Genomic DNA, 20,656 nt, shown 5'->3' with positions numbered 1-20,656 from the left:
AGGCGGGTATAATGAATAATTTTGCAAACTGGATGGATCAAAAGTTATCTGGACCTATGGCAAGATTAGCCGAACAGCGACACTTGCAGGCAATCAGAGATGGTGTTATTTCAGCGCTTCCTTTTATTATAATCGGTTCCTTTTTTCTAATTGTAGCTTCACCTCCGTTACCTCAAAATTGGGGAATTACAGAATGGGCAAGTAACAATGCAGCAGATATATTAATCCCTTATCGGCTCACGATGTTTATAATGTCCCTCTACGTAGCTTTTGGTATAGGATATAACCTGTCCAGAAGCTACGGGATAGATGCGTTGTCTGGTGCACAAATTGCTGTAGCAGCGTTATTACTTACTATCACGCCGCAAGTTATAAATGAAACCGAATATGTACTGCCAATGGAGCCGCTAGGCCCAGCTGGTTTATTCGTCTCTATGCTTTGTTCTATTTTCGCGGTGGAAGTTATGCGTTTATGCAAAGAAAAAAATGTAACAATTAAAATGCCACCACAGGTACCAACCTCTGTTTCACGTTCATTTGAAGCTTTAATCCCTGTAGCAATTGTTATTGTGGGCATTTCGATAGTAACTATATTAATTGGATTGGATATTCATCATCTAGTAGAACAAGCCGTAGCTCCAATTGTTGCTGTAGGTGACAGCTTTGTCGGGGTAATTATTCCAGTATTTTTGATAACATTTTTTTGGTCTTTTGGGATTCACGGGGTCTCTATCGTTGGTACTGTTGCCCGTCCGTTTTGGGAAGTGTATTTGGTGGAAAACTCAGCTGCAGTGGCAGATGGCCGAAACAGCCTGCCTCACGTAGCTCCTGAAACGTTTTTCCAATGGTTTATCTGGATTGGGGGCGCGGGTTCTACGCTGGGACTCATAATTGTCATGCTCCTTTTTGCAAAATCAAAATATTCGAAAACACTTGGACGTACTACAGCAGTGCCAGGATTGTTTAACATTAATGAGCCAATTATTTTTGGCGCCCCTATCGTGTTGAATCCTATTCTCATCATTCCATTTGTTTCTATTCCGCTTATTTTGGCTACTCTTTCTTATATTGCTACAGTACTCGGATTGGTTTCGGAAACATATGTAATGCCTCCATGGACGCTGCCAGCACCTATTGGAGCGTACTTGGCAACTGGAGGAGACTGGCGGGCAATTGTACTAGTATTTGTGAACATCTTTTTGTCCTGCGTAATTTATTATCCATTTTTCAAGATTTACGACAATCAGTTGTTAAAGCAGGAACAAAATGAAGAAAATGAAGAAATGGATAACGAAAAAAAGCAAAAAGAAAGAACATCATAATAAAGTAAAAAAGGCTAAAATAATTTTTAGCCTTTTTATAGGAGGTTTAATATGCTGCCTATGTCTTTTCCGGATAGAAATTTTAAAGTTGTTGGACTGTTAATTTTAATATTAAGTGCGGGTTTATTTTTCATTTATCCTTTTTTTCAGTCTGTATTTATATCTGACAGCTTGAGCATGTTTTTGGCTATGAGTATAAGTTTGTTTACTTTTTTCAGTATTTTAACGGTAAAAATTATAAAGTTGCAAAACTACTCTTTTTCTAAATTAAGTTGGATTAGTTTTTCTTTAATAGGTAGTATTGTATGTAATTACGTTGTTATTATTATTTTTTAGTAGGGAGTAGGTTTATGGCACAAATATCAGGTGGATTATCAATGCTTAAGGTTATTGAGAGTAGACTGCCGCTTTCTGAGAAAAAAATTGCTCAATATATTCAAAACCATCCTGACGCAGCTGTAACAATGACAGCACAGGAATTAGGTGAAAGCAGTAATTCCAGCTCAGCAGCTGTGGTACGTTTATGTAAATCAATGAAATTATCCAGTTTTCAAGATTTGAAAATGAGAATAGCTGGTGATCTTCAGCAAAATGATTCATTTGAGTATAGAGATATACAAGTAAATGAGCCTGTTGTTAATATCATTGATCAAATGACATATAATACAGTTAGTATGATCAGCGAAACTAAAGATTACATTCAAAAAGAAAAAATAGAAACAGCATTGGAGTGGCTAGAGAGCAGCTCTAAAATAATTATTTACGGGATCGGCGCTTCAGGCATAATCGCGTATGATTGTCAGCAAAAATTTCTTCGTGTTGGGTTAAACAGTTATTATTTTGAAGACCCTCATTTAACACTAACTACATTAGCTCACTGCGGTCCAGACGATTTAGCCATTTTTATATCTTTTTCGGGGGAAACGAAGGAAACGATAAATATTTTAAAACAGGCGAAAAAGTTAAAAGTACGCACGTTGGGCATTACTAAATACGGAAAGAGTCCAATGTCAGATCTGGTGGACTGTGCGATATATTCTTCGCCTAAAAAGGAAGCTATCAGTCGCAGCGCCGCAACTTCAACAAGAATAGCCCAGCTTCATATTATTGATATTTTATTTATGAGCTATGTCTCTAAAAACTTTCAAGAAACCATAGACAGTATAGATAAATCTAAAAAATTAGTAGAAAATGATAATGATTAGAAATTATTAAGCGAGTAAAGACGTGTTTACGTTGTACTCGCTTTTGCTAAATGCTTAAACATGTTTTTAGCTTAATGTTATAGGGTGAATATTATCCATAATATTCCTTCTGTTACTGACTCCTGATATTATAAAAGAATAAAGAGTAGAAGTTGCTGGTGATTGGAGGGACCAACTGTGAAGGGAAAACAAATGATAACTCCGGTTTCACTGCTATTGGCAGCACTTATAGCTGGAGGTTTGGGGCTTGGCTACGATTTAGGGATGCCAGTAGTATCTGTTGGATTAATAGTAATCTTTATTCTTACGGCTGCCTGGGGCACTTCCTGGATAGGCACCGCGAAAAAATAGCCGGATGGTTAATAATACGAAACGCAAATTGACCTGTCAGATTGACCTGTCAGGAGGAAGCTATGATGACATCTACATTCCCGGATCATCCAATACCGCCCGAGGAATTTGGAAAATCATTTCTGCGTGGCGAGTTTGTTCACATTTATGAACAAACCACGAATGATTTTAAGCAGCTCGCTGCGAGCGATGAATTTCAGGAAATGGCTGCTGGCTTCAATGAAGGTGTAACAGCATATAATCTTCTGTTTTCATATCAAATAGACGAACATTTAGTTCAGTACGTTTGGAACGACGACAGGAATGAACGGGCGCTTGAGGTATATATGGACCGTCAACACTTCATTCATGGCTTAGTTATGCAACCCGCAGCTATTGATCCGGTTGGCGAAAAAGAGGAGTCCAGGCAACAGTATCGCTGGCCGGTACAGCCGGGACTCGGATGGACAATCGTCTGGGGTGGAAATCATCCTCTGGCCAACGCGCATCACCCCTTATCCAGCCAACGCTATGCGTATGATCTGGTGATTCAAACAGAGGGAAAAACCTATGAAAAATCGCCGACATATAACGAACATTATGCAGCCTACGGGCAACTAATTTATGCACCGGCAGAGGGTACTATAGCTGAAGTAGTGGATGGGATTCCGGACAACGAGCCGGGAGTCATGAATGAAGAGAAACTGGCGGGTAATGTGGTGGTTATTTATCATGCTCCTGAGGAGTACAGCGTTCTGGCTCATCTGCAGCCTGGTTCGATTCTGGTGCGGAAGGGCGAGCGTGTCTCGATGGGAAAGGTTATAGGAAAATGCGGTAACTCAGGCAATTCCTCAGAGCCACATCTGCACATGCAGCTTTCGAACCGGGCGGATTTTATTCATGGAAAATCCATCAGTATGAAATTTGCCAACGGCTGCCATCCTATCCGCGGCGATAAGATCAATGAATGATAATAAAATTTGTTCGTCATCATTTCAATTGTATATACGCAGAAATACCAGAAGTCAGCAGACGTGCTTCATAGTTAAAAACAATTAGGCTAAAGCAGGAGGTGGGCAAATATGAGAGATAAGGAACAGGAAACTCTTGAACACACTTTTGCTCAAATTAATACATATGATCTTATCTTTTTGCTCCCAATGGCCTGGCTGTTTTCATACCTCCCCGTGCATGGTTTATGGAGTATTGTAGTAAATCTATTCATTATTATCTTTGTTGGTATTGGATTATTTTATGTTACTCATACGCTTGTGGAAGAAGCAAAAAAGCGTAAAAAAAGAAGATAATTTGTCCAAAATAAAGATGTGTATTGCGATAGCTTTAAGCGCAGTATAGGAATAGAGGAAATGAACGAGTATATTTCGTATTTTGACGTTAAAATAAACAACGTAAATATGCAACTGAATATATACTATTGGGAGTGCCTAAATTGAAAAATCTTTATATTGTCAGACATTGTGAAGCACTGGGACAGGAATCTGATGCGCCTTTAACTGATGAAGGCTTAAAACAAGCAAATGACCTGGCAGCCTTTTTCAAAGATTTAAGGGTAGAAAAATTATTTCAAGTCCGTATAAACGTGCTGTACAAACGGTAGAGCCTTTGGCAAAGGAAATGGGAATTGGAATAAAAGTAGAGGACGCATTGAAAGAGCGTATATTAAGTGTAGAAGCTTTTTCTGACTGGAAGGATATGCTTAAGATGACATTCGGGGATTTTGATTTAAAGTTCAAGGGTGGTGAATCAAGCAACGAAGCGAAAAAGCGCATATTAGGAATAATAAAAAAGGTTATAAACAATGAATTTAAAAATACAATAATAGTGACGCACGGAAACTTAATGTCATTACTATTGCAACACTACAATAATAGCTTTGGCTTTGAACAATCAATTAGTTTAAGCAATCCGGATGTATATCATATTAAAATCACGGACCATAAAGTTACGCAGGAGCGAATATGGAATTCAGACTGCATAAACGAAATCAGGTGATCCTTTGAAGAATATGGCGCACAAAAAGATACATATTATTGGATCTGTCGGCAGTGGTAAAACTACTTTAGCCCGGAAGCTATCATCAGAGCTGAATATACCGCATTACGAATTGGATAATGTTATGTGGAAAAGGCGTAGCTCTGGGGATATAAAAAGAACTGAATGGGAAAGAGAAGAGTTTTTAAACAGCATAGTACAAACGGATTATTGGATCATTGAAGGGGTTCACAGTGAGGATTGGGTAAGCAGCAGTTTTCATCATGCAGATCTGATTATTTTTCTGGATACAAAATATCCAATAAGAACTTATCGGCTGATAAAAAGATTTTTAAAACAAAAGCTTGGGTTGGAGAAATCAAACTACAAGCCGTCATGGAGAATATTTTTTAACATGTTTAAATGGAACCGTGACTTTGAAAACGTGGAGAAGATTAAATTTTTTAACGATTACAGTGCACTGGAGGAAAAGATAAAAATTGTAAGAAAACCAATTCATACTAATGTGGCTAAACAAATTAAGAAAATCAAATTTTCTATTTAAAAGGAGCGTTGGAATTGCAGGAACATGATATTGCTTTGTTTGAGGAAGCACACATCGAAGAAGCTATTGAGATATTAATTCAAAGCTTTTCACGTGCGCCCTGGTACGAGGAGTGGTCCTATGAGTACGCGAAAGCACGTATTGATGACATGTATCATTCGAACAGCTTTCGGGGGCTTGCATGCTTTAAAGAAGGTAAAATGACTGGTTTCGCAATAGGCAATTTAGAATATTGGGAGCAGAGTGTAATTTATTATCTGAATGAATTATGCGTGAGTCCGGGCCATAAACACTCTCATATAGGCTCTGAACTGATGCAAAACCTAGAAGAAAGTTTAAAAGCAGAAAACATTCATCATATGTATTTATCTACAGTGGAAGAAAACGAAGGGCCGGAAGCTTTTTTTCAAAAACAAGGCTACCACAAAAATGAAAAACGAATTATTATGGAAAAATATTTGTAGTCTTTACCTGAGCAGAATTTTGAGTATTTATTCCCTTTTTTCCGGGAGGGGTAAGTAGATGCAAAACATTATATGGAATCCAAATATGTCTCATTACGAGTGTATTCAGTGTTCACAGTTGTATTCACTGGAAGAGGATATGTTTGAAGGCTGTCCGGCGTGTGCACTTGATCATCAGCCGGCCAGTGTAAAGCCTGTATACCATGAACCCTGGAGCAAAGATAACCTTTTGCCATTTCGTCAGCATATCACGATGGGAGAGGGAGGCACGTCCCTGCTGCCCCTGAATATAGAGCATGGGTCTGTCTACATAAAGCTAGAGTCCCAGAACCCCACTGGTTCTCATAAAGACCGGATGAGCGCTTATGTAGTTTCGATGGCTAGGAGCCGGAAGTATAAAGGGATGGTGATTGCTTCAAGTGGAAATGCCGGGCTGTCTGTGGCCTCTTACGCTGCTTTTGCAGGCCTGCCCTGTGTACTTATTGCGACGCCACAATTAAATGAAGAACTGGCTAAGGTGATTCAAGCAACGGGGGCTGTCATTGTCTGGACTGATACCTCTATGGAACGATGGGAGCGGATGAAGGATTACGTTAATGATGGTTATTTTCCCGCTTCCAATTATATAAATCCCCCGGTTGGTACAATGCCTGTCGGTGTTCAGGCATATAAAATGATTGCAAGGGAAATATATGAAGATTTCAGCGGACAGATACCTTCGCAGGTAATTGTGCCAAGTTCAAGAGGAGACCTGCTTTGGGGAATTTATGAAGGCTTCCAGGAGCTTAACCAAACCGGAAAAACCAGCAGCATCCCTCAAATGATTGCTGTAGAGCCGTTTCCGAGACTTAAAAGAGTATTGGAGGGGGAGTCATATACAGGATGGTTCGAGGGGGCGACCAATTTAGTTTCGATTAATGGCCAGACGGTTACCAAACAGCTTGAACAGGCGGTCAGGAAAAGCCGGGGAAAGGCTGTAGTCGCGGATGAAAAACAAAGTAGACACGCTCAAGAGCAATTACACCGTTTGGGCATACACCTCGAGCTATCCTCGACAGCTGCTTTGGCAGCTTATTATCAAAAACTGAATAAATATCCTTCCTCGACTATAGTTATTGGAACTTCCTTTTCCTTTACACCAATTTAAGAAGGCAGCACTTAGTTTTATAAGAGAATAATTAAACCGGGGTGGTTTTAACAATGCTGATTAAAGGATTGAATCACTTTTTATTTTCTGTGTCTGATTTAGATGCTTCTATTGATTTTTATCAAGAAGTGTTTGAAGCTAAATTACTCGTTAAAGGCAGAAGCACTGCTTATTTTGATTTAAATGGAATGTGGCTTGCTCTTAATCTGGAAGAGCAGATTCCTCGTAATGAAATAGAAGAATCATATACTCATGTTGCTTTTTCTATTGAAGAAGCAGATTTTCAAAAAGCATATGATAGATTAACCGCATTAAATGTAAATATCTTGCCAGGCCGTTCCAGAGATGAAAAGGATAAAAAGTCGATTTATTTTACAGACCCAGACGGCCATAAATTTGAATTTCATACAGGTACTTTGGAAGATAGGCTCAATTACTACAAACAAGATAAGAAGCATATGAAGTTTTTTGATTCATGAAAAGTAAAAATATGAATGGCGCTTTTAATTTAAGAAAACAACCGGAGGGTAGATATTGTTAAAAGTACATGCATTAAACAGTAAAGATTATGAATTAATTAAGGAAGCAGAAAAAATCATTGAACAAAACTATCAATATGAGCGACATCATATTGGTTCGGCTGTAAGAACCAAATCGGGAGAAGTTTATGCTGCGGTTCACATGGAGGCAAATGTAGGTAGAATTACCGTATGTGGAGAAGCGATGGCTATGGGAAAATCTATTTCCGAAGGTGATCATGAATTTGAAACTATAGTAGCTGTAGCACATCCACACCCTCATGAAAATATAAACAAATGTTGGGTAGTGGCTCCTTGCGGTATGTGCCGTGAATTAATAAGTGACTACGGACAACATATCGATATTATTCTCTCTTATAATAATGAATTAGTAAAATGCAATATTTTACAGCTTCTACCGGAAAAATATTGAGAAATTTTAAACAGTATTTTTCTCTCGTTGAACTTAATCGCCATAAAAATAAGTAATAAAAGAAAAAGTTTTAGCCTGTATTATTAAATGAAAATTAAATATAAAAGAAGGTGTAATAATTGCGATTGGTTGCCATGAATGAAAGAAATATTGATCATGTGGTTCAATTGTATAAGGACATATTTCTGCCAACCAAGGAAACAAACCTGGATATTAAGAACAGAATCGAAAAGCATATGCAATATGGTCAATTTTTCGGAATGATCTCGTATGATTTCAATACTCCGATCGGTTTTATTTATGGATACAGGACTAAGCCTGGACAATTTTTTCATGAGAAATTAAAAAGCGTATTAGAATCTCATCAAATCGATTACTGGCTTTCAGATGCTTATGAATTGGTAGAAATTGCCGTAAAAAAAGAATATAGATCTTTAGGTGTCGGCACTATTCTCCACGATGCTTTATTAGAGCAGGTTAGCCTCCCAAAGGTTATTCTTGCTGTGGAAGCTTCCAATCAAGAAGCCATTACCTTCTATGAAAATAAATACTGGGAATTCATAAAACAGGAAATAACAGTTATACCGGCTGCTCCCGTTCAACACGTTATTGGGAAATCATTAATATAATTAACAGGCAAGCCGCAGGTATTCAAGCCATTGAAAAACGAATAATCGAACTGATTAGCGTTTGGGCAACCGGAAATAATTAATAATGCCTATATTTTTCTGCTCTAAAAGCCCGCTTCTTTGCAGCTCCTTGATTGAAAAGCTGGTTTCCACCTGAAATAATCCGGCAGATGCAGCGGCTTGTTTGATGGAATACTCAAACCATCCGTCCAGTACATAGTTGTGAAACCCGTTTTGATAGGTGTATTCCCTTTGAATCGCAAGATAGACCTTTTTGGAAGGGTAGCTGACCAGCTCCAGTAAAGAGGCCACCGAGTCATCAAGCCATTGGTATAATGGTGTCTGATATCCTTCTAAATCCATAATTTTCAGCCATTTTTTCCGCCAGAGTTTACGGGTCGCACGCTTGACTTTCCTGTTGGAGTATCCCGTCTCCTCAGCAATAGTGGCAAGGTGGCAGGTAAACCATTGGTTGTTTACCAGTTTCCGGCTTGCGAAGGCTTCCTGATAGTGGCAGTACATCGAATGGTGGATGACCGCTTCCCGGCGGCTGAGAGCATTTTCGATTTTGTGGTATGTTTGTGATAATGAACTGTTGTTATGTTTGATCGAGGTCACGGTATCACTCCTTCTGCTGGCGGATGCTTTTGGAAGCGGGTTTGTGATAAAAATGAAAAATTACATATTAGGACCAATTATAGAATATAATACAATGTTTTTTAAAGGACTAAGGCTTTTCGCCTACACAATGTTTGGCGCTCTCATTATGTTAATACAGATTTATCCTTCCAGGTCAAACCGTTTGCATTCTTAATGGTTATTTCTTAATCAAAGGCTGGACAAATGCTATAATGAGTAAGAATAGACGATAGCATCGTTGTCCCACTGTTAGAATGTTTCATAATGAATAAAACGAACCTGGCGAGGGTTCGTTCTTTTCTATAGTTGGAGGTGTTTACTTGAAACAAACGATGAATACCGGATCAGTTATTGGAGGAATTTTTCTCACAGCCGTTATTTTTTTTAATATCTATTTATTGATTGTTCAAAACTCTCTCATTTCCAATCTATTATCAGCGGCTGCTATTGTTTTGCTTCTTATTATTGTCATCCCGTTTTGGGTGCTTATGGTAAAGCACTTCTTTAAATCGTGAATACGAAAGGGACTGTCTCTATGTGGATAAAGAGACAGTCTTTTTTTACTACGTTTCACTTTTGTATAAAAATTTCTTCAACTTACATTCGAAAGGGTAAAGTATAATTGAATTATAAAATATTATTCGAAAAGGGGAAGCGAGATGGAATATCGGGAGTTTTTAGAAGAAATTGTCGGTATTATCTGGGGCGGGGATGCTGAAAATATTTCCGAAGGTAAAGAAGAGTACATGAGCGCTTATAATGTTAAGTTACTGGATTTAATGAAGGAAGGAAAAACAGAACAGGAAGCGAAAAGCGTGGTTATTGCTGAAATTCGTGACGATTATAAAGAATATAATATAGACGAATTTTTAAATGACACGGCAGAAAAAATCAGAAAGAAAAAACAATAAAGCAGCATTCCGGGGTAGAATGTGTTATGGTTTATTATAATGAACGTTCAATAAACAAAAGGAGGGCTCCTATGAAAGCTGCATCAAAAAAAGAGGTTATATTGAAAACCGCGGAGAATCTCTTTTATCAGCACGGGTTTCATGCTGTCGGGGTCAAAAGTATTTTGAATGAAGTCGGAGTGGCTCCGATGACGATGTACTATCATTTTAAATCCAAAGAAGTGTTGATTATAGAAATATTAAAGCGCCGGGAAATACGGTATTTTGACTTTATGGAAGAGGTGATTGATAAAAAGAGTGATTTCAATCATTATGCAAGGTCACTGATTAAGGCCCACGTGGACTGGATGAAAACGGACGGCTTTAACGGATGTCTGTTTTTAAGAGCGAAGCAGGAATATGAGGGAGTCAACGAAGAGATTACTGCCATGAGTAGAGACCATAAAACAACCCTGTTAAATAAAATTGAGCGTGACATCAAGTTTTTTAATGCTCCCAAAACGCTCGGAACGCAGCTGGTTCTGATCATGGAAGGAATTACGTCCATGGCTCAGATTCTGGAGATGGACGAAGTAGAAGCATCGGCATTTGATTTGGAAAAAAGTATGCAGGCGGACAGCGAATAGATAGGAAAAAGAGCATCGTTATTAATGCTGATGGCTCTTATTTTTTAACTATCTATTGAATGAACGATCAATAAATAAAAGGAGTGAACGAACATGAATGCGAATAAACTAATCCTTGCCGGTCTGCCTATGATTGCGGTGACCTACGGGCTGTCCCGGTTCAGCTATGGGCTGATGCTTCCGTATATTAATGAAGCGCTCCATATGACCCAGTCCACGAGTGGAATCATTTCCTCGTTATCCTACGTGGCGTATTGTATAGCGATAGTAGCAGCGATGATGTTTTCCCGGAGGGCGGCATCCAGATTCATTCTGGTGGCAGCGGGGCTCCTGTCGATTGTTGGTCTTGGCGTCATCTCCGTTTCCTTAACTCCAGTGGGGCTTGGGGCAGGGATATTTTTAGCAGGAATGAGTACAGGCCTATCCTCTCCGCCATACGCCAGCATTGTAAATACAAATGTCCAATCAGGGGCGCAGAACCAGACGAATGCCTGGATCAACTCCGGTACAAGCATAGGGACGGCATTCACCGGAGCCGTTGCGATTATGATGGTGGACAGCTGGAGAGAGACGTATATAATCTTTATGGTTATCGCTGTTATCGTGCTGGCTGCCAACTATAAAGTGCTGCCACGTACACATACATTTGAAGAAAAGAGCTCGGTGGGATTTGTAAAGGAGGAGTGGAAGCAGTCCGTGCAATTGATTTTGGCCTCGCTGTTATTAGGCATCTCTTCGGCGGCATACTGGACCTTTTCGAGAGATTTTATTGTAAACCTGGACAGCGTACCTGCCTATCTGGGGGACTGGCTCTGGGTGATCATTGGTCTGGCAGGCTTATTGGGCGGGACTGCCGGAATCGTTATTAACCGGTTTGGCATTATGAATGCATTCAGGCTTTCCACAGTAACGCTGTCTACTGCATCCCTGCTTCTCGGAAGCTGGCCTGGCAGTCCTGTAGTAGGGGTTTTGTCCCCGTTTCTTTTCGGGAGCTCGTATGTCTTCATCACAGGCGTCCTGATTGTTTGGGGCGTTTCGGTGTTCCGGACGAATCCTTCCATTGGACTGGGTCTCCCGTTTTTGATGCTTGCCTTTGGCCAGGCTGCAGGCTCCATTTTTTCCGGGGTCATTGCTGGTTCGTTTGGCTATCATGCGCTGTTTCTTATCGCTTCTGCGATCGGGTATGTCACGATAATATTTAAGTATAAATCTTCATGAAAAATTTTCCGGGAGAGTCATTCATGGATTTCTTCTTTATATTTTGCCTCACGCGGCCATATAAAGTACGTGATGGAGATAACTAAATCAATCACTACGACGAGAGACCATAGTTTAATAGTGCCGCTCAAAGCTTCTGTTCTGGCTGCGTTATTTACGAGTAAAATAACTATCCACAATAGTCCCGTCCCCAGGATATACGCCAGGACGTGCCTGAGCCAGTCCTTAAAATATTTTCGGGAGTAGGCATAGCCGTAAAGTCGGGACGGCCTGTCGCCCTGCCTCATAATATAGTACCTGAACCGTTCGTCGGCCCAGCGGATCATCTGCTTTCCAAAGACAATGGAGACTGCAATATAAATGGCAGCAATGTCATGAGCCGTGGTAGCAATTGCACCGCGCATAAGATCTATGGAGGCCGCAGTCAGCAGAACCAGATCCAGTACTGGTGTTAAGGCGAGAAAAAATAATCCCAGTTTTGGCATTTGAAACACGTAGCGAACAATTAACCCTGCGGCAATAACAATCCAGAAGGCTATTTCGACCGTAATAATCAGCAGCAGTATGAAATTCATCTATATTCCTCCTTCAGCCAGGAATGAACTTCGTCACGAATCAGTTTAGTGGCATGTTCATTATCTATGCGGTCAGGGGTTAACCATTTATGCAGGGCCAGACCGTCAACGAGGGCGTGGGCACGCATTACAGTCAGCTCCACAGGCAGCTCCTCCTGAAGCATCTGTTTTTCATTTAGGTACTGTAAGGATTTTTGAATGAGCAGACGGATCTCGTCTCCCATGGTATTCGTTCCTGCTTCATGGATTTCATACTGAAAAGCCATCCACACTTCCATATCTGCGTAGCGGTCATCGTCTAAAGGGAGAACTGTGAGTATTGCCTGGATGACCCGCTCCTTTTCGGTTAAATTTTCCTTCCCGAAAATCACCTGGATTCTTTGTGCCACTTTATGATTTACTTTTTCCATGACTGCATCGAGAAGTGCACTGTGAGTGGGAAAGTAGTAGCGGATCTGCCCGGACGTCATTTCCGCGAGCTTTGCGATGCTTCTAACCGTCGCGCCTTTGGCACCGCTGTTTACGATGGACTGCCACGTGTATTCAACAATCTGCTCTTTTTTCTTCTCATGGTCAATGAGTTTTGGCATAATACACCTCAGGATTTAGAAATTAAAGCAAGTATAACACTTTTTAATACAACTGTGTTAAAAAAGAAAAGCAATTTCTGGAGCATTCCGCAAAACAAATATTCCGGCGTGGATTAACAGTGGTATAGTGGGCTTATAGCAGCATTGCATGCTTAAAAAGTGAAAACAAAAGAGGTGTTCGAATGAAAAGCGAGAAGGAAAAAATGATGAACGGGGAGCTGTTTCTGCCGCATGACCCTGAGCTTGCGGCAGAGCGGCTGCAGACGAAGCTCCTGCTCGAAGAATATAACTCGATCAGCGTCCGGGAAAAGGAAAGAAGCAATCAACTGTTACAGGACCTCGTAGGAACGATGGGAGAAAAAGCCCGCATCGGGTCGCCGTTCTGGTGTGACTATGGCTATAATATTCACCTTGGAGACCATTTTTTCGCCAACGTCAACTGCGTCATGCTCGATGAAGCACCAATTAAGTTTGGTGATGGGGTAATGCTGGGTCCGGGAGTGCACATATATACCGTTAATCATCCGATGGAGGAAGCAGCCCGCGCGACGCTCCAGGAGTACGGATCGCCTGTGACGATCGGGCACAATGTATGGGTCGGGGGAGGAGCCATTATTAATCCTGGCATCCACATCGAAGACGGCGCGGTGATTGCTTCGGGAGCAGTCGTTACGAAGGACGTTTCCGCACGCACGCTGGTAGGAGGAAATCCGGCAAAACTTATTAAACAGTTGGATTAGTAAAGCTTTTCTACCGCAATAAGGGTAGACCTTTATAAGGAGATGATTTTAATGAGACCCAATGTGTCTGTCATTACGATTGGAGTAGAGGACTTGCAACAATCGCTGCATTTTTATCGTGACGGGCTGGGCTTCCCTACGGAGGGGATTGTCGGAGAGGAATTCGAGCATGGAGCAGTAGCTTTTTTTGATCTGCAGGCAGGTCTGAAGCTTGCCGTTTGGAAGCGTGAAAGTATTGCTCATGAAGCCGGCATAACGGCTGGCCGGCCCAATCCTGCGGAATTCACGCTAGGCCACAACGTAAACAGTAAAGCGGAGGTGGACGCGATTATGGATAAAGCGGAACGTGCAGGGGCTTTTATCACAGATCCGGCACATGATGCGTTCTGGGGAGGGTACTCCGGACATTTCCAGGACCCGGACGGCCATCTGTGGGAAATTGTATGGAATCCGGCATGGATGGAAACGGGTTAAGCGTTCTCATTTTGACTTTAGCGTTATATGTAACGTTCTAAAAATCAGTTTGGAGGGGATTGCTGTGAAGCAAGCAATATTTCTGCTTTTAGATGAGTACGCTGATTGGGAAGCCGCTTATTTGTCAGCAACGCTGAACGAAGGCAGGGAGTGGACTGTTAGTACAATTTCTCTGCATGATCACGTTACATCCATCGGAGGCTTTAAAACAGAGATGAATTATAGAATCAGCGGTCATCCGTCTTTCGATTTGCTGGTACTAATTGGCGGCAACACATGGGATATTGAAAGCGATGATATTTTTAATTTAGTGGACGAAGCGTTCAGTAAAAATACTCCGGTCGGTGCCATATGCGGAGCGGTGGATTATTTAGCAAAGAATGGATTTTTAAATCATTTCAGGCATACGGGCAATTCGGCTTACCTCTGGCAGAACTACGAAAACTATAATCCGGAAGTAGAATTTATGGAAGAGCAGGCTGTGAAGGATAAAAACCTGGTGACCGCAAATGGAACGGCACCTATAGAATTTACCGAGCTGGTTCTGCAAATGGTTAATTTTGACACAGCAGAAGAGATTGAAAAGACAATGTATATGTATCGGTACGGCTTTTACGAATACGTTGAAAAATACGGGAATCCATATTTATAGACAATGCATTAAGAAAGTAACAATGATCGCTTCTGAAAAATTATGCAGCACCTGCTCCCGGCCCCTATGTTTCCATAAACATAGGGACTTTTTTGTATAATTTGAACTGTAATAGATGGTGTTATCAAGAGCTTGGATAAGAAAAAAGACACTTAGGATGCCGATCACAATATCGTTTTCCCAGATGTGTTTATCATTTTTGAAATGTGTCTGCCTGAGCTATCTATTCCGAAGGAGCCACGAGCTCTACTTTAATACGGTCAGGGTCTTCAAAATAGACCGCGTAGTGCTCGTTTCCGCCGGCAAAGGGGTGCAGGTCTTCATAAAGAATGGGGACATCCGCTGCCCGCAGCTTCCCGGTCATTTGATCCACATGAGATTTCGACCGGGCATGGAAAGCAATATGGTTCAACCCTGTCCGGCACCGGTGATAAGGAATATCTAAAAAACGATCCTCCGTCTGTACAAATACGATATAGGAGGCCTCTAATTTAAAACTGATCCCTTCCGGCCACTGCTGATGGATATGATAGCCAAGGTCCTCCAGCAGCCACTGCCAGAAGACCCTCGACCGTTCGAGATTGGATACATAAAGCTCGATATGGTGAATGAGTCCGTTCATGGGAGGTTCTCCTTTTCATGCGTGAAATAATCGAAGGTGATACGTTGTAAAGCACCAGTCAAACCAGGATTATGTACTAAAATTTCCTTGCAGAGACCCTCCCATTCCAATAGCTTTAGTTCCCCTGCATGTAATGGAAACGAAAGATAGTAGGAGGGCACCGGATCTTTAAGCAGAAGCAGAGGGCGCACGGCTTCATAGTCAGAATTGTAAACACCGCAGCCCACAATAAAAGAATACGGTGGCGGCGTCAGGAATACAACTAATGATACGTTGGGAGAGATTTTATACGGAATCCATTGCTGAGAACCGTTGGCCCAGCGACGAACTGATGAATAATGATGCTCATCAATAATGCATTTTAGATTCATAGGCGGTGCTCCTTTAGCCAACTATATTTTTATGCTTCATATTCGTTCAGTTTTCCAATTATCCGGGGAATGCTCTCTAAACGATCTGTACTGACGTGAGAACTGGAAGAGGTGTCTTTCGTTTTTTGAATCGTAAGCATACCCAGTTCTTTAGCAGGAGAAATATCCGCTTCGGGATGATCTCCGATAAATACTGTATTCGCAGCCTGTACTCGAAAATAATCCAGTGCATATTGGAATATTTGTGGATCGGGCTTGCGAATATTGAGCTGATCCGAGGTGACGATGAGATTCAGATACTGTTGAATGGCTAAAGAATTTATCTTGTTACGCTGGTAAAAATCACGGCCGTTAGTGACAATTCCTATTTTATAATTCTTTTTATGTAAAGCTGCAAGCATGTGGTGTAATCCTGGAAAGCCTTTGCTGAATTCGGGGAAGTACTCATTTAAATTTTGTAATAAATCCTCGAGAAGTTTTTCCGGAATAGCACATTGGCGGCCAATCTTCTGATAAACGACAGTTTTAGGCAATAGCTGATTATTGAGGGATATAAAGATATTTTTAAACGCCTTTAGGTCTGCATAACGGTGCAACGCAAAATGTTCATGCTGATATTCGGCAAAAAGAGTTAGTGTTTGTTGTTTGTCGAGCAGTGTTTGGTCCAAATCAAATAAAACAACTTCGATGGCCAAGGGAAAACCTCCTGTGAAATTCGATTTTCCTGACAGAAAGACAAGGAATCCTCTCTTTCCCTATTTATTGTAAAAAAGTATCATAGAGGGAAGATAAAGTAAAATAAATACCTGGAGACATTCTTTCCTGGAAGGGGGCATACATGAAGCCATGGAAAAGTATTCTGCTGCTTGGGGTAATGTTTATTGCGGGGTGTGCAGCAGATGGGGAGAAAACAAGTGGAGACGTGTCTCTTTCTGCTCCGGACGGAGTAGTTATTGCTGGTGATCATGAATATGATCTCTCCTTCGTTACAAGTACATGGAACGTTGAATTGCCGGAAGGAGAGCGGCAGACAATTCAAACCGATGGAACGGGGCTTCAATCGGTTGCTGATGATCCTCCAGCAATGGAAGTGGAAAGGGAGAAGCCGGCAGAAATCCGTTTTGAGAATGGCCGGCCCCCGGACCAAATTGTAGGCTATTGGCGGCGCGGGGAAGAGCAGAAAAAAGCTGCAACACTTGAAGATGACATTTCTTTGAAATTGCCGGAAAAACCCGGAACGTATATGTATGAAATGGATACTCAGTGGTCCGGTTCAGATTATGAGGGAGAGGTTACGTACGCAATTAAAGTAAAGATTTCTTAAAGCATACTTACAGCTTTTGAAACGTTATTGAGGCACCTGATACCAGGCGGGAGGAATAGAGAATAATGCAGAAAATCCGTGTTCATCATTATGATGCGTTTAGTGAAATACCTCATAAAGGGAATCCAGCAGGTGTCGTTTTTGACGGAGACCATCTGACAGAAGCAGAAATGCAGCATGCAGCGTACCAGGTTGGATTTAATGAAACGGCCTTTGTATTATCATCTGAATCAGCAGATCTACGTCTGCGCTTTTTTACACCGGGTCACGAAATGGATTTATGCGGTCACGCTGCGCTGGCTTCCGTTTATTCATTAAAAAGTGAAGGGCTGCTTGATGATAAAGAACGTATCACGGTAGAAACGAGGGCTGGCATCTTAACGGTCAGGATACAAACGTCTGCCCATCAACAGCACACAATTACGATGACTCAGGCCCCGCCTAAATTTGAAATGTTTCATGGCTCCCGGGCTTCTCTGGCTGCTTCGATGGGGATAGGAGAAAATGATATTCACACTGATCTGCCCATTGTGTATGGAAACACCGGAACGTGGACGCTGCTGGTGCCGATTGCTCACATAGACAGCTTTGAAAGGATGAGGCCTGATAATTCATCGTTTCCAGATGTGCTTACGAAAATGCCTAAAGCTTCCATTCATCCGTTTTGTCTGGAGACGTATGATGAAGCAGCTGATATCCATGCAAGGCATTTTTCCTCCCCGTATTCGGGGACCGTGGAAGATCCTGTCACAGGGACTGCATCCGGGGTTATGGGCGCTTATTGGGCGGCCTATATTAATGAAAGCTTTCGCTCGCCTTTGCAGCTTATTATAGAGCAGGGACAGGAGATGAATAAAGATGGACGGGTTCACGTGCAGGTCACAAAGCACCAGGATAATGTTGATGTGAGTATTACCGGCCGTGCAGTTTATGTGACTAGCTTTGATGTAGCTTTATAATAGAAGAATTTTTCGGAAGATCAAAAGGAGCAGAGAATGAGTGAACTGGATGGTAATAAAGTATTTTTAAGGCAAGCCAACGAGACCGACATAAAGCAGCTGTACGAATGGAAGTACCTCGATGAACAGCAGAAATCAAAAAAATGGAATGCGCCGTATATCGAGGAAAATTTCATTTCCTTTTCCTCCTATCAAGAGCAGTGGCTGGCAGAAATTTTTCCCGGTATCCCTGCTGCATTGGCTATTATCGCTGACCGCCAGGCGATCGGTTATACAGGAGCTTACTGGGTGGATGCCAATACATACTGGATGGAAACAGGTATTGTTATTTACGATTCTGCCTATTGGAACGGGGGTTATGGAACAGAGGCATATCGCTTATGGATTGATTATTTATTTCACTACACAGATCTTCACCGCTTAGGCATGACAACCTGGTCAGCGAACGAACGCATGATGCAGGTCGCTAAAAAATTAGGAATGAAGGAAGAGGCACGTATTCGGGAGGCGAGATACTGGCAGGGAAGCTACTATGACTCGATTAAAATGGGCATATTAAGAAAAGAATGGGAAAGCCTGCAAAGCATTGATGGCCAAAGGAACAAATAAGAAGGCCGAAACATATGTTTTTTCTTGTGAAGAATAACCTGAAAAAGAAAGGAACGATCTGATGAAAATCTTACGTGATGCCTCCACCCCCGATGATCCGGAAAAATTTTTGGATACCCTTTTGCAGCGACCGTTATTTGCTCATTTATCTACGGTTCATGAAGAGGGCCCCCGGGAGTCTCCCGTATGGTTTTTATGGGAGAACAAGGAGATTTGGATTCTTGGGAATACGCGAACCGATTCGTTTCCTGCACGGATTGAAAGCGAACCCCGATGTGCGCTTGGTATCGTGGATTTCAACCCTGCAACCGGTCTCGTTCAGCACGCAGGTATCCGGGGCTGGGGCAGCCTTCTTGCTCATGATCGTAAACGGGTTTCCCGGTTGTTCTGCAAATACATGGGGGCTCCGGAGCATTGGGATTCACGATTTACAAACGTTTTGGGCGACCCGGCTTGGGTTCTGGTTCGCATAAGTCCTGAGACGGTCGTTGTACGTGATCAATCGTATGATCGTATTTAAAATGGGAAGGGAGTTGCTATAGTGCAGCAGTCGCCTGTCTATTTGTTTCGGTGGATGTGGATTTCGTTGCTGCCGGTGACTATCATTGCACTTTTGGGAGTTATTCAATTACCCGGACTTAAATGGGTGTGGGGATTTATTGGTTCGGTTACAGTGGTCTGCTTTTTTCTCTTCCTGGACTTCACATGGAGCAAAAAGCATCGCCATAAAGAACGCTCCTGACATCATGAAGGGATGGAGAAAATAGGGAGCGAAAGAGGAGGGAATCCAATAGATACCTTTGGTGTGATCGCGGTTGTTTTATTTTCAATTTTTCTTGGTCTGCTTCCGGTAGCGTTCTTCGTTTATCCATATTGGCTTCAGTAGCAATCCGCCCGGGCTGTTGAAGCGAAAACGTATGGCATGACCCTCCTGATTTTTGCATTGATGATCCTGTCCGGGTATGTAGCGTTTTATGTATGAATGCGTAAAGCTTAAATATGGTTCAAGGAAAAGACGTACTCGATATTCATCAGTGGAACAGGAAAAGCCATGTCATTTATTAGATGTAACAATAGCGGAGGAATTCAAATGAATGAAAATAAAGAAGAGGAAGAAAGAAGAAGAGAAAGGCTGAGACAAGAAGAATTAAAACGAAACCCCACTGGTAATATGAATGATTCCTTTCACCGCGCAGGAAGCGGAGGCCTTGTGGATCTCGTTACCGGTTTGGGCTGGAAAGGAACAGGCATACTTATTCTTGTAATTATAGCGGGGTTCATAGTTGCTTCGTTTTTCTTCGGCTAAAAAATAGCTTAAGGAACTGGTATCCATATTTTATTAACATTTCAAGCTTGATATAATGGGATTTATCGCCTGTTCACCTTCTGGCGAAATGTGTCAGAAGGGAGGTGACAAAGTGTTTGAACTTTTATTGATGGACTTTCTTTTTCCACTCGCTTCGACCGTGATTGGAATAGTATTTGCTGACTTGTTGCTAAGGCGAATGCGTAAGAAAAGCAAGAACAGGCGATGATAGCAACAAAAAAGAGCACTCAGATGGTTACGACATCTGGGTGCTCCCTTTTTATGGTGACAAAATGTTGAACTTTTATACACCAATCCTATCACAGTAATTGAGAAAATGTAAACCTGGTATAGAATAGGGACCGTCAATAATTTTGTGTAAACGGCTGTCCTCTTCCAGCCTTGAAGTTAACCCTGCCGTTGAAACATATCTTC

At 41.6% G+C, this 20,656-nt stretch carries 31 protein-coding genes and 1 pseudogene; 26 read left to right on the top strand and 6 right to left on the bottom strand.

All coding sequences use genetic code 11. From position 1 onward, the window contains the following. Nucleotides 1–11 precede the first annotated feature (11 nt). The 13 genes and pseudogenes from Q0757_RS12050 to Q0757_RS11985 all read left to right on the top strand — a co-directional run bounded on the left by Q0757_RS12050 (nt 12) and on the right by Q0757_RS11985 (nt 8,605). Nucleotides 12–1,322, top strand: coding sequence for a PTS sugar transporter subunit IIC (locus Q0757_RS12050; protein WP_298787678.1), 1,311 nt, complete (start codon nt 12–14; stop codon nt 1,320–1,322). A gap of 51 nt (nt 1,323–1,373) precedes the next feature. Further along, nucleotides 1,374–1,658 carry a hypothetical protein gene (locus Q0757_RS12045; protein WP_298787676.1) on the top strand — a complete coding sequence of 95 codons (285 nt, stop codon included), beginning with the start codon at nt 1,374–1,376 and terminating at the stop codon, nt 1,656–1,658. Between the two features lie 14 nt (nt 1,659–1,672). Then, nucleotides 1,673–2,527: a MurR/RpiR family transcriptional regulator gene (locus Q0757_RS12040; protein ID WP_298787674.1), complete on the top strand. Its 855-nt coding sequence runs from the start codon at nt 1,673–1,675 to the stop codon at nt 2,525–2,527. Between the two features lie 177 nt (nt 2,528–2,704). Then, a complete protein-coding gene (locus Q0757_RS12035) occupies nt 2,705–2,878 on the top strand; it encodes a hypothetical protein (protein ID WP_298787672.1) in 174 nt (57 codons plus the stop codon). Between the two features lie 62 nt (nt 2,879–2,940). Continuing rightward, nucleotides 2,941–3,828 (top strand): M23 family metallopeptidase, encoded by an 888-nt coding sequence (locus Q0757_RS12030; RefSeq protein ID WP_298787671.1) that lies wholly within the window; start codon nt 2,941–2,943, stop codon nt 3,826–3,828. A gap of 111 nt (nt 3,829–3,939) precedes the next feature. After that, the gene (locus tag Q0757_RS12025; protein WP_298787669.1) at nt 3,940–4,164 is read left to right on the top strand and encodes a DUF6007 family protein; all 225 of its coding nucleotides are present in this window, start codon (nt 3,940–3,942) and stop codon (nt 4,162–4,164) included. Nucleotides 4,165–4,298: 134 nt separating this feature from the next. Next, nucleotides 4,299–4,870: pseudogene (locus Q0757_RS12015) on the top strand (histidine phosphatase family protein). A 13-nt stretch (nt 4,871–4,883) separates the two neighbouring features. Further along, entirely contained in the window at nt 4,884–5,414 is a 531-nt protein-coding gene (locus tag Q0757_RS12010) for an AAA family ATPase (protein ID WP_298787665.1), read from the top strand. Nucleotides 5,415–5,428: 14 nt separating this feature from the next. Further along, entirely contained in the window at nt 5,429–5,878 is a 450-nt protein-coding gene (locus Q0757_RS12005) for a GNAT family N-acetyltransferase (RefSeq protein WP_298787663.1), read from the top strand. A gap of 58 nt (nt 5,879–5,936) precedes the next feature. Further along, complete coding sequence (locus Q0757_RS12000; RefSeq protein WP_298787661.1) at nt 5,937–7,025, top strand: pyridoxal-phosphate dependent enzyme; 1,089 nt, start codon at nt 5,937–5,939, stop codon at nt 7,023–7,025. A gap of 53 nt (nt 7,026–7,078) precedes the next feature. Then, nucleotides 7,079–7,504 (top strand): FosM family fosfomycin resistance protein, encoded by a 426-nt coding sequence (gene fosM / locus Q0757_RS11995; protein WP_298787659.1) that lies wholly within the window; start codon nt 7,079–7,081, stop codon nt 7,502–7,504. A 55-nt stretch (nt 7,505–7,559) separates the two neighbouring features. Further along, the gene (locus Q0757_RS11990) at nt 7,560–7,976 is read left to right on the top strand and encodes a cytidine deaminase (protein ID WP_298787657.1); all 417 of its coding nucleotides are present in this window, start codon (nt 7,560–7,562) and stop codon (nt 7,974–7,976) included. 134 nt (nt 7,977–8,110) lie between these two features. Then, on the top strand, nt 8,111–8,605 hold the full coding sequence (locus Q0757_RS11985) for a GNAT family N-acetyltransferase (protein ID WP_298787655.1): 495 nt from the start codon (nt 8,111–8,113) through the stop codon (nt 8,603–8,605). Nucleotides 8,606–8,659: 54 nt separating this feature from the next. Here the strand turns inward: Q0757_RS11985 and Q0757_RS11980 are convergent, their stop codons facing one another. After that, nucleotides 8,660–9,223, bottom strand: a complete 564-nt coding sequence (locus tag Q0757_RS11980) for a hypothetical protein (protein WP_298787653.1) — start codon at nt 9,221–9,223, stop codon at nt 8,660–8,662. 341 nt (nt 9,224–9,564) lie between these two features. On the opposite strand from Q0757_RS11980, the gene Q0757_RS11975 reads away from it, so the two are divergent. The 4 genes from Q0757_RS11975 to Q0757_RS11960 all read left to right on the top strand — a co-directional run bounded on the left by Q0757_RS11975 (nt 9,565) and on the right by Q0757_RS11960 (nt 11,999). After that, entirely contained in the window at nt 9,565–9,759 is a 195-nt protein-coding gene (locus tag Q0757_RS11975; RefSeq protein ID WP_298787652.1) for a hypothetical protein, read from the top strand. Nucleotides 9,760–9,903: 144 nt separating this feature from the next. Further along, on the top strand, nt 9,904–10,155 hold the full coding sequence (locus Q0757_RS11970) for a hypothetical protein (RefSeq protein ID WP_298787649.1): 252 nt from the start codon (nt 9,904–9,906) through the stop codon (nt 10,153–10,155). Nucleotides 10,156–10,226: 71 nt separating this feature from the next. Beyond that, nucleotides 10,227–10,781, top strand: coding sequence for a TetR/AcrR family transcriptional regulator (locus Q0757_RS11965; RefSeq protein ID WP_298787647.1), 555 nt, complete (start codon nt 10,227–10,229; stop codon nt 10,779–10,781). 93 nt (nt 10,782–10,874) lie between these two features. Then, the gene (locus tag Q0757_RS11960) at nt 10,875–11,999 is read left to right on the top strand and encodes an MFS transporter (RefSeq protein WP_298787645.1); all 1,125 of its coding nucleotides are present in this window, start codon (nt 10,875–10,877) and stop codon (nt 11,997–11,999) included. 17 nt (nt 12,000–12,016) lie between these two features. Here the strand turns inward: Q0757_RS11960 and Q0757_RS11955 are convergent, their stop codons facing one another. Both Q0757_RS11955 and Q0757_RS11950 read right to left on the bottom strand, forming a co-directional pair. After that, entirely contained in the window at nt 12,017–12,574 is a 558-nt protein-coding gene (locus tag Q0757_RS11955) for a hypothetical protein (protein WP_298787643.1), read from the bottom strand. Then, nucleotides 12,571–13,164, bottom strand: coding sequence for a TetR/AcrR family transcriptional regulator (locus tag Q0757_RS11950; protein ID WP_298787641.1), 594 nt, complete (start codon nt 13,162–13,164; stop codon nt 12,571–12,573). Before Q0757_RS11950 ends, Q0757_RS11955 begins: the two co-directional genes overlap by 4 nt. 182 nt (nt 13,165–13,346) lie before the next feature. On the opposite strand from Q0757_RS11950, the gene Q0757_RS11945 reads away from it, so the two are divergent. From Q0757_RS11945 to Q0757_RS11935, 3 genes are all read left to right on the top strand, one after another. Then, nucleotides 13,347–13,904 (top strand): sugar O-acetyltransferase, encoded by a 558-nt coding sequence (locus Q0757_RS11945; protein WP_298787639.1) that lies wholly within the window; start codon nt 13,347–13,349, stop codon nt 13,902–13,904. Between the two features lie 51 nt (nt 13,905–13,955). Further along, complete coding sequence (locus Q0757_RS11940) at nt 13,956–14,378, top strand: VOC family protein (RefSeq protein ID WP_298787636.1); 423 nt, start codon at nt 13,956–13,958, stop codon at nt 14,376–14,378. Between the two features lie 64 nt (nt 14,379–14,442). Further along, nucleotides 14,443–15,030, top strand: a complete 588-nt coding sequence (locus tag Q0757_RS11935) for a type 1 glutamine amidotransferase family protein (protein WP_298787633.1) — start codon at nt 14,443–14,445, stop codon at nt 15,028–15,030. A gap of 223 nt (nt 15,031–15,253) precedes the next feature. Here the strand turns inward: Q0757_RS11935 and Q0757_RS11930 are convergent, their stop codons facing one another. The 3 genes from Q0757_RS11930 to Q0757_RS11920 are packed head-to-tail and all read right to left on the bottom strand — an operon-like array spanning nt 15,254 to nt 16,718. Continuing rightward, nucleotides 15,254–15,652 carry a VOC family protein gene (locus Q0757_RS11930; protein WP_298787630.1) on the bottom strand — a complete coding sequence of 133 codons (399 nt, stop codon included), beginning with the start codon at nt 15,650–15,652 and terminating at the stop codon, nt 15,254–15,256. Beyond that, nucleotides 15,649–16,044, bottom strand: coding sequence for a hypothetical protein (locus tag Q0757_RS11925; RefSeq protein ID WP_298787628.1), 396 nt, complete (start codon nt 16,042–16,044; stop codon nt 15,649–15,651). The genes Q0757_RS11930 and Q0757_RS11925 overlap by 4 nt, the downstream gene beginning before the upstream one ends. A gap of 8 nt (nt 16,045–16,052) precedes the next feature. Next, a complete protein-coding gene (locus Q0757_RS11920) occupies nt 16,053–16,718 on the bottom strand; it encodes an HAD family hydrolase (protein ID WP_298787626.1) in 666 nt (221 codons plus the stop codon). 143 nt (nt 16,719–16,861) lie between these two features. Between Q0757_RS11920 and Q0757_RS11915 the strand changes: the two genes are divergently transcribed. From Q0757_RS11915 to Q0757_RS11890, 6 genes are all read left to right on the top strand, one after another. Then, the gene (locus Q0757_RS11915) at nt 16,862–17,347 is read left to right on the top strand and encodes a hypothetical protein (protein ID WP_298787624.1); all 486 of its coding nucleotides are present in this window, start codon (nt 16,862–16,864) and stop codon (nt 17,345–17,347) included. A gap of 65 nt (nt 17,348–17,412) precedes the next feature. Then, nucleotides 17,413–18,306, top strand: coding sequence for a PhzF family phenazine biosynthesis protein (locus Q0757_RS11910; protein ID WP_298787621.1), 894 nt, complete (start codon nt 17,413–17,415; stop codon nt 18,304–18,306). A gap of 36 nt (nt 18,307–18,342) precedes the next feature. Further along, nucleotides 18,343–18,915, top strand: coding sequence for a GNAT family N-acetyltransferase (locus Q0757_RS11905; RefSeq protein ID WP_298787619.1), 573 nt, complete (start codon nt 18,343–18,345; stop codon nt 18,913–18,915). A gap of 61 nt (nt 18,916–18,976) precedes the next feature. Next, on the top strand, nt 18,977–19,435 hold the full coding sequence (locus Q0757_RS11900) for a pyridoxamine 5'-phosphate oxidase family protein (protein ID WP_298787617.1): 459 nt from the start codon (nt 18,977–18,979) through the stop codon (nt 19,433–19,435). Between the two features lie 21 nt (nt 19,436–19,456). Further along, complete coding sequence (locus Q0757_RS11895) at nt 19,457–19,657, top strand: hypothetical protein (protein WP_298787614.1); 201 nt, start codon at nt 19,457–19,459, stop codon at nt 19,655–19,657. 348 nt (nt 19,658–20,005) lie between these two features. After that, nucleotides 20,006–20,221, top strand: coding sequence for a DUF6366 family protein (locus Q0757_RS11890; protein WP_298787612.1), 216 nt, complete (start codon nt 20,006–20,008; stop codon nt 20,219–20,221). Nucleotides 20,222–20,656: the final 435 nt, after the last annotated feature.

The organism is uncultured Marinococcus sp. (assembly GCF_947493875.1).
In the GTDB taxonomy this organism is placed as follows: Bacteria; Bacillota; Bacilli; order Bacillales; family Marinococcaceae; genus Marinococcus.
The sequence above is the reverse complement of the archived record's forward strand: the minus strand, read 5'-3'. Positions and strand labels throughout refer to the sequence as shown.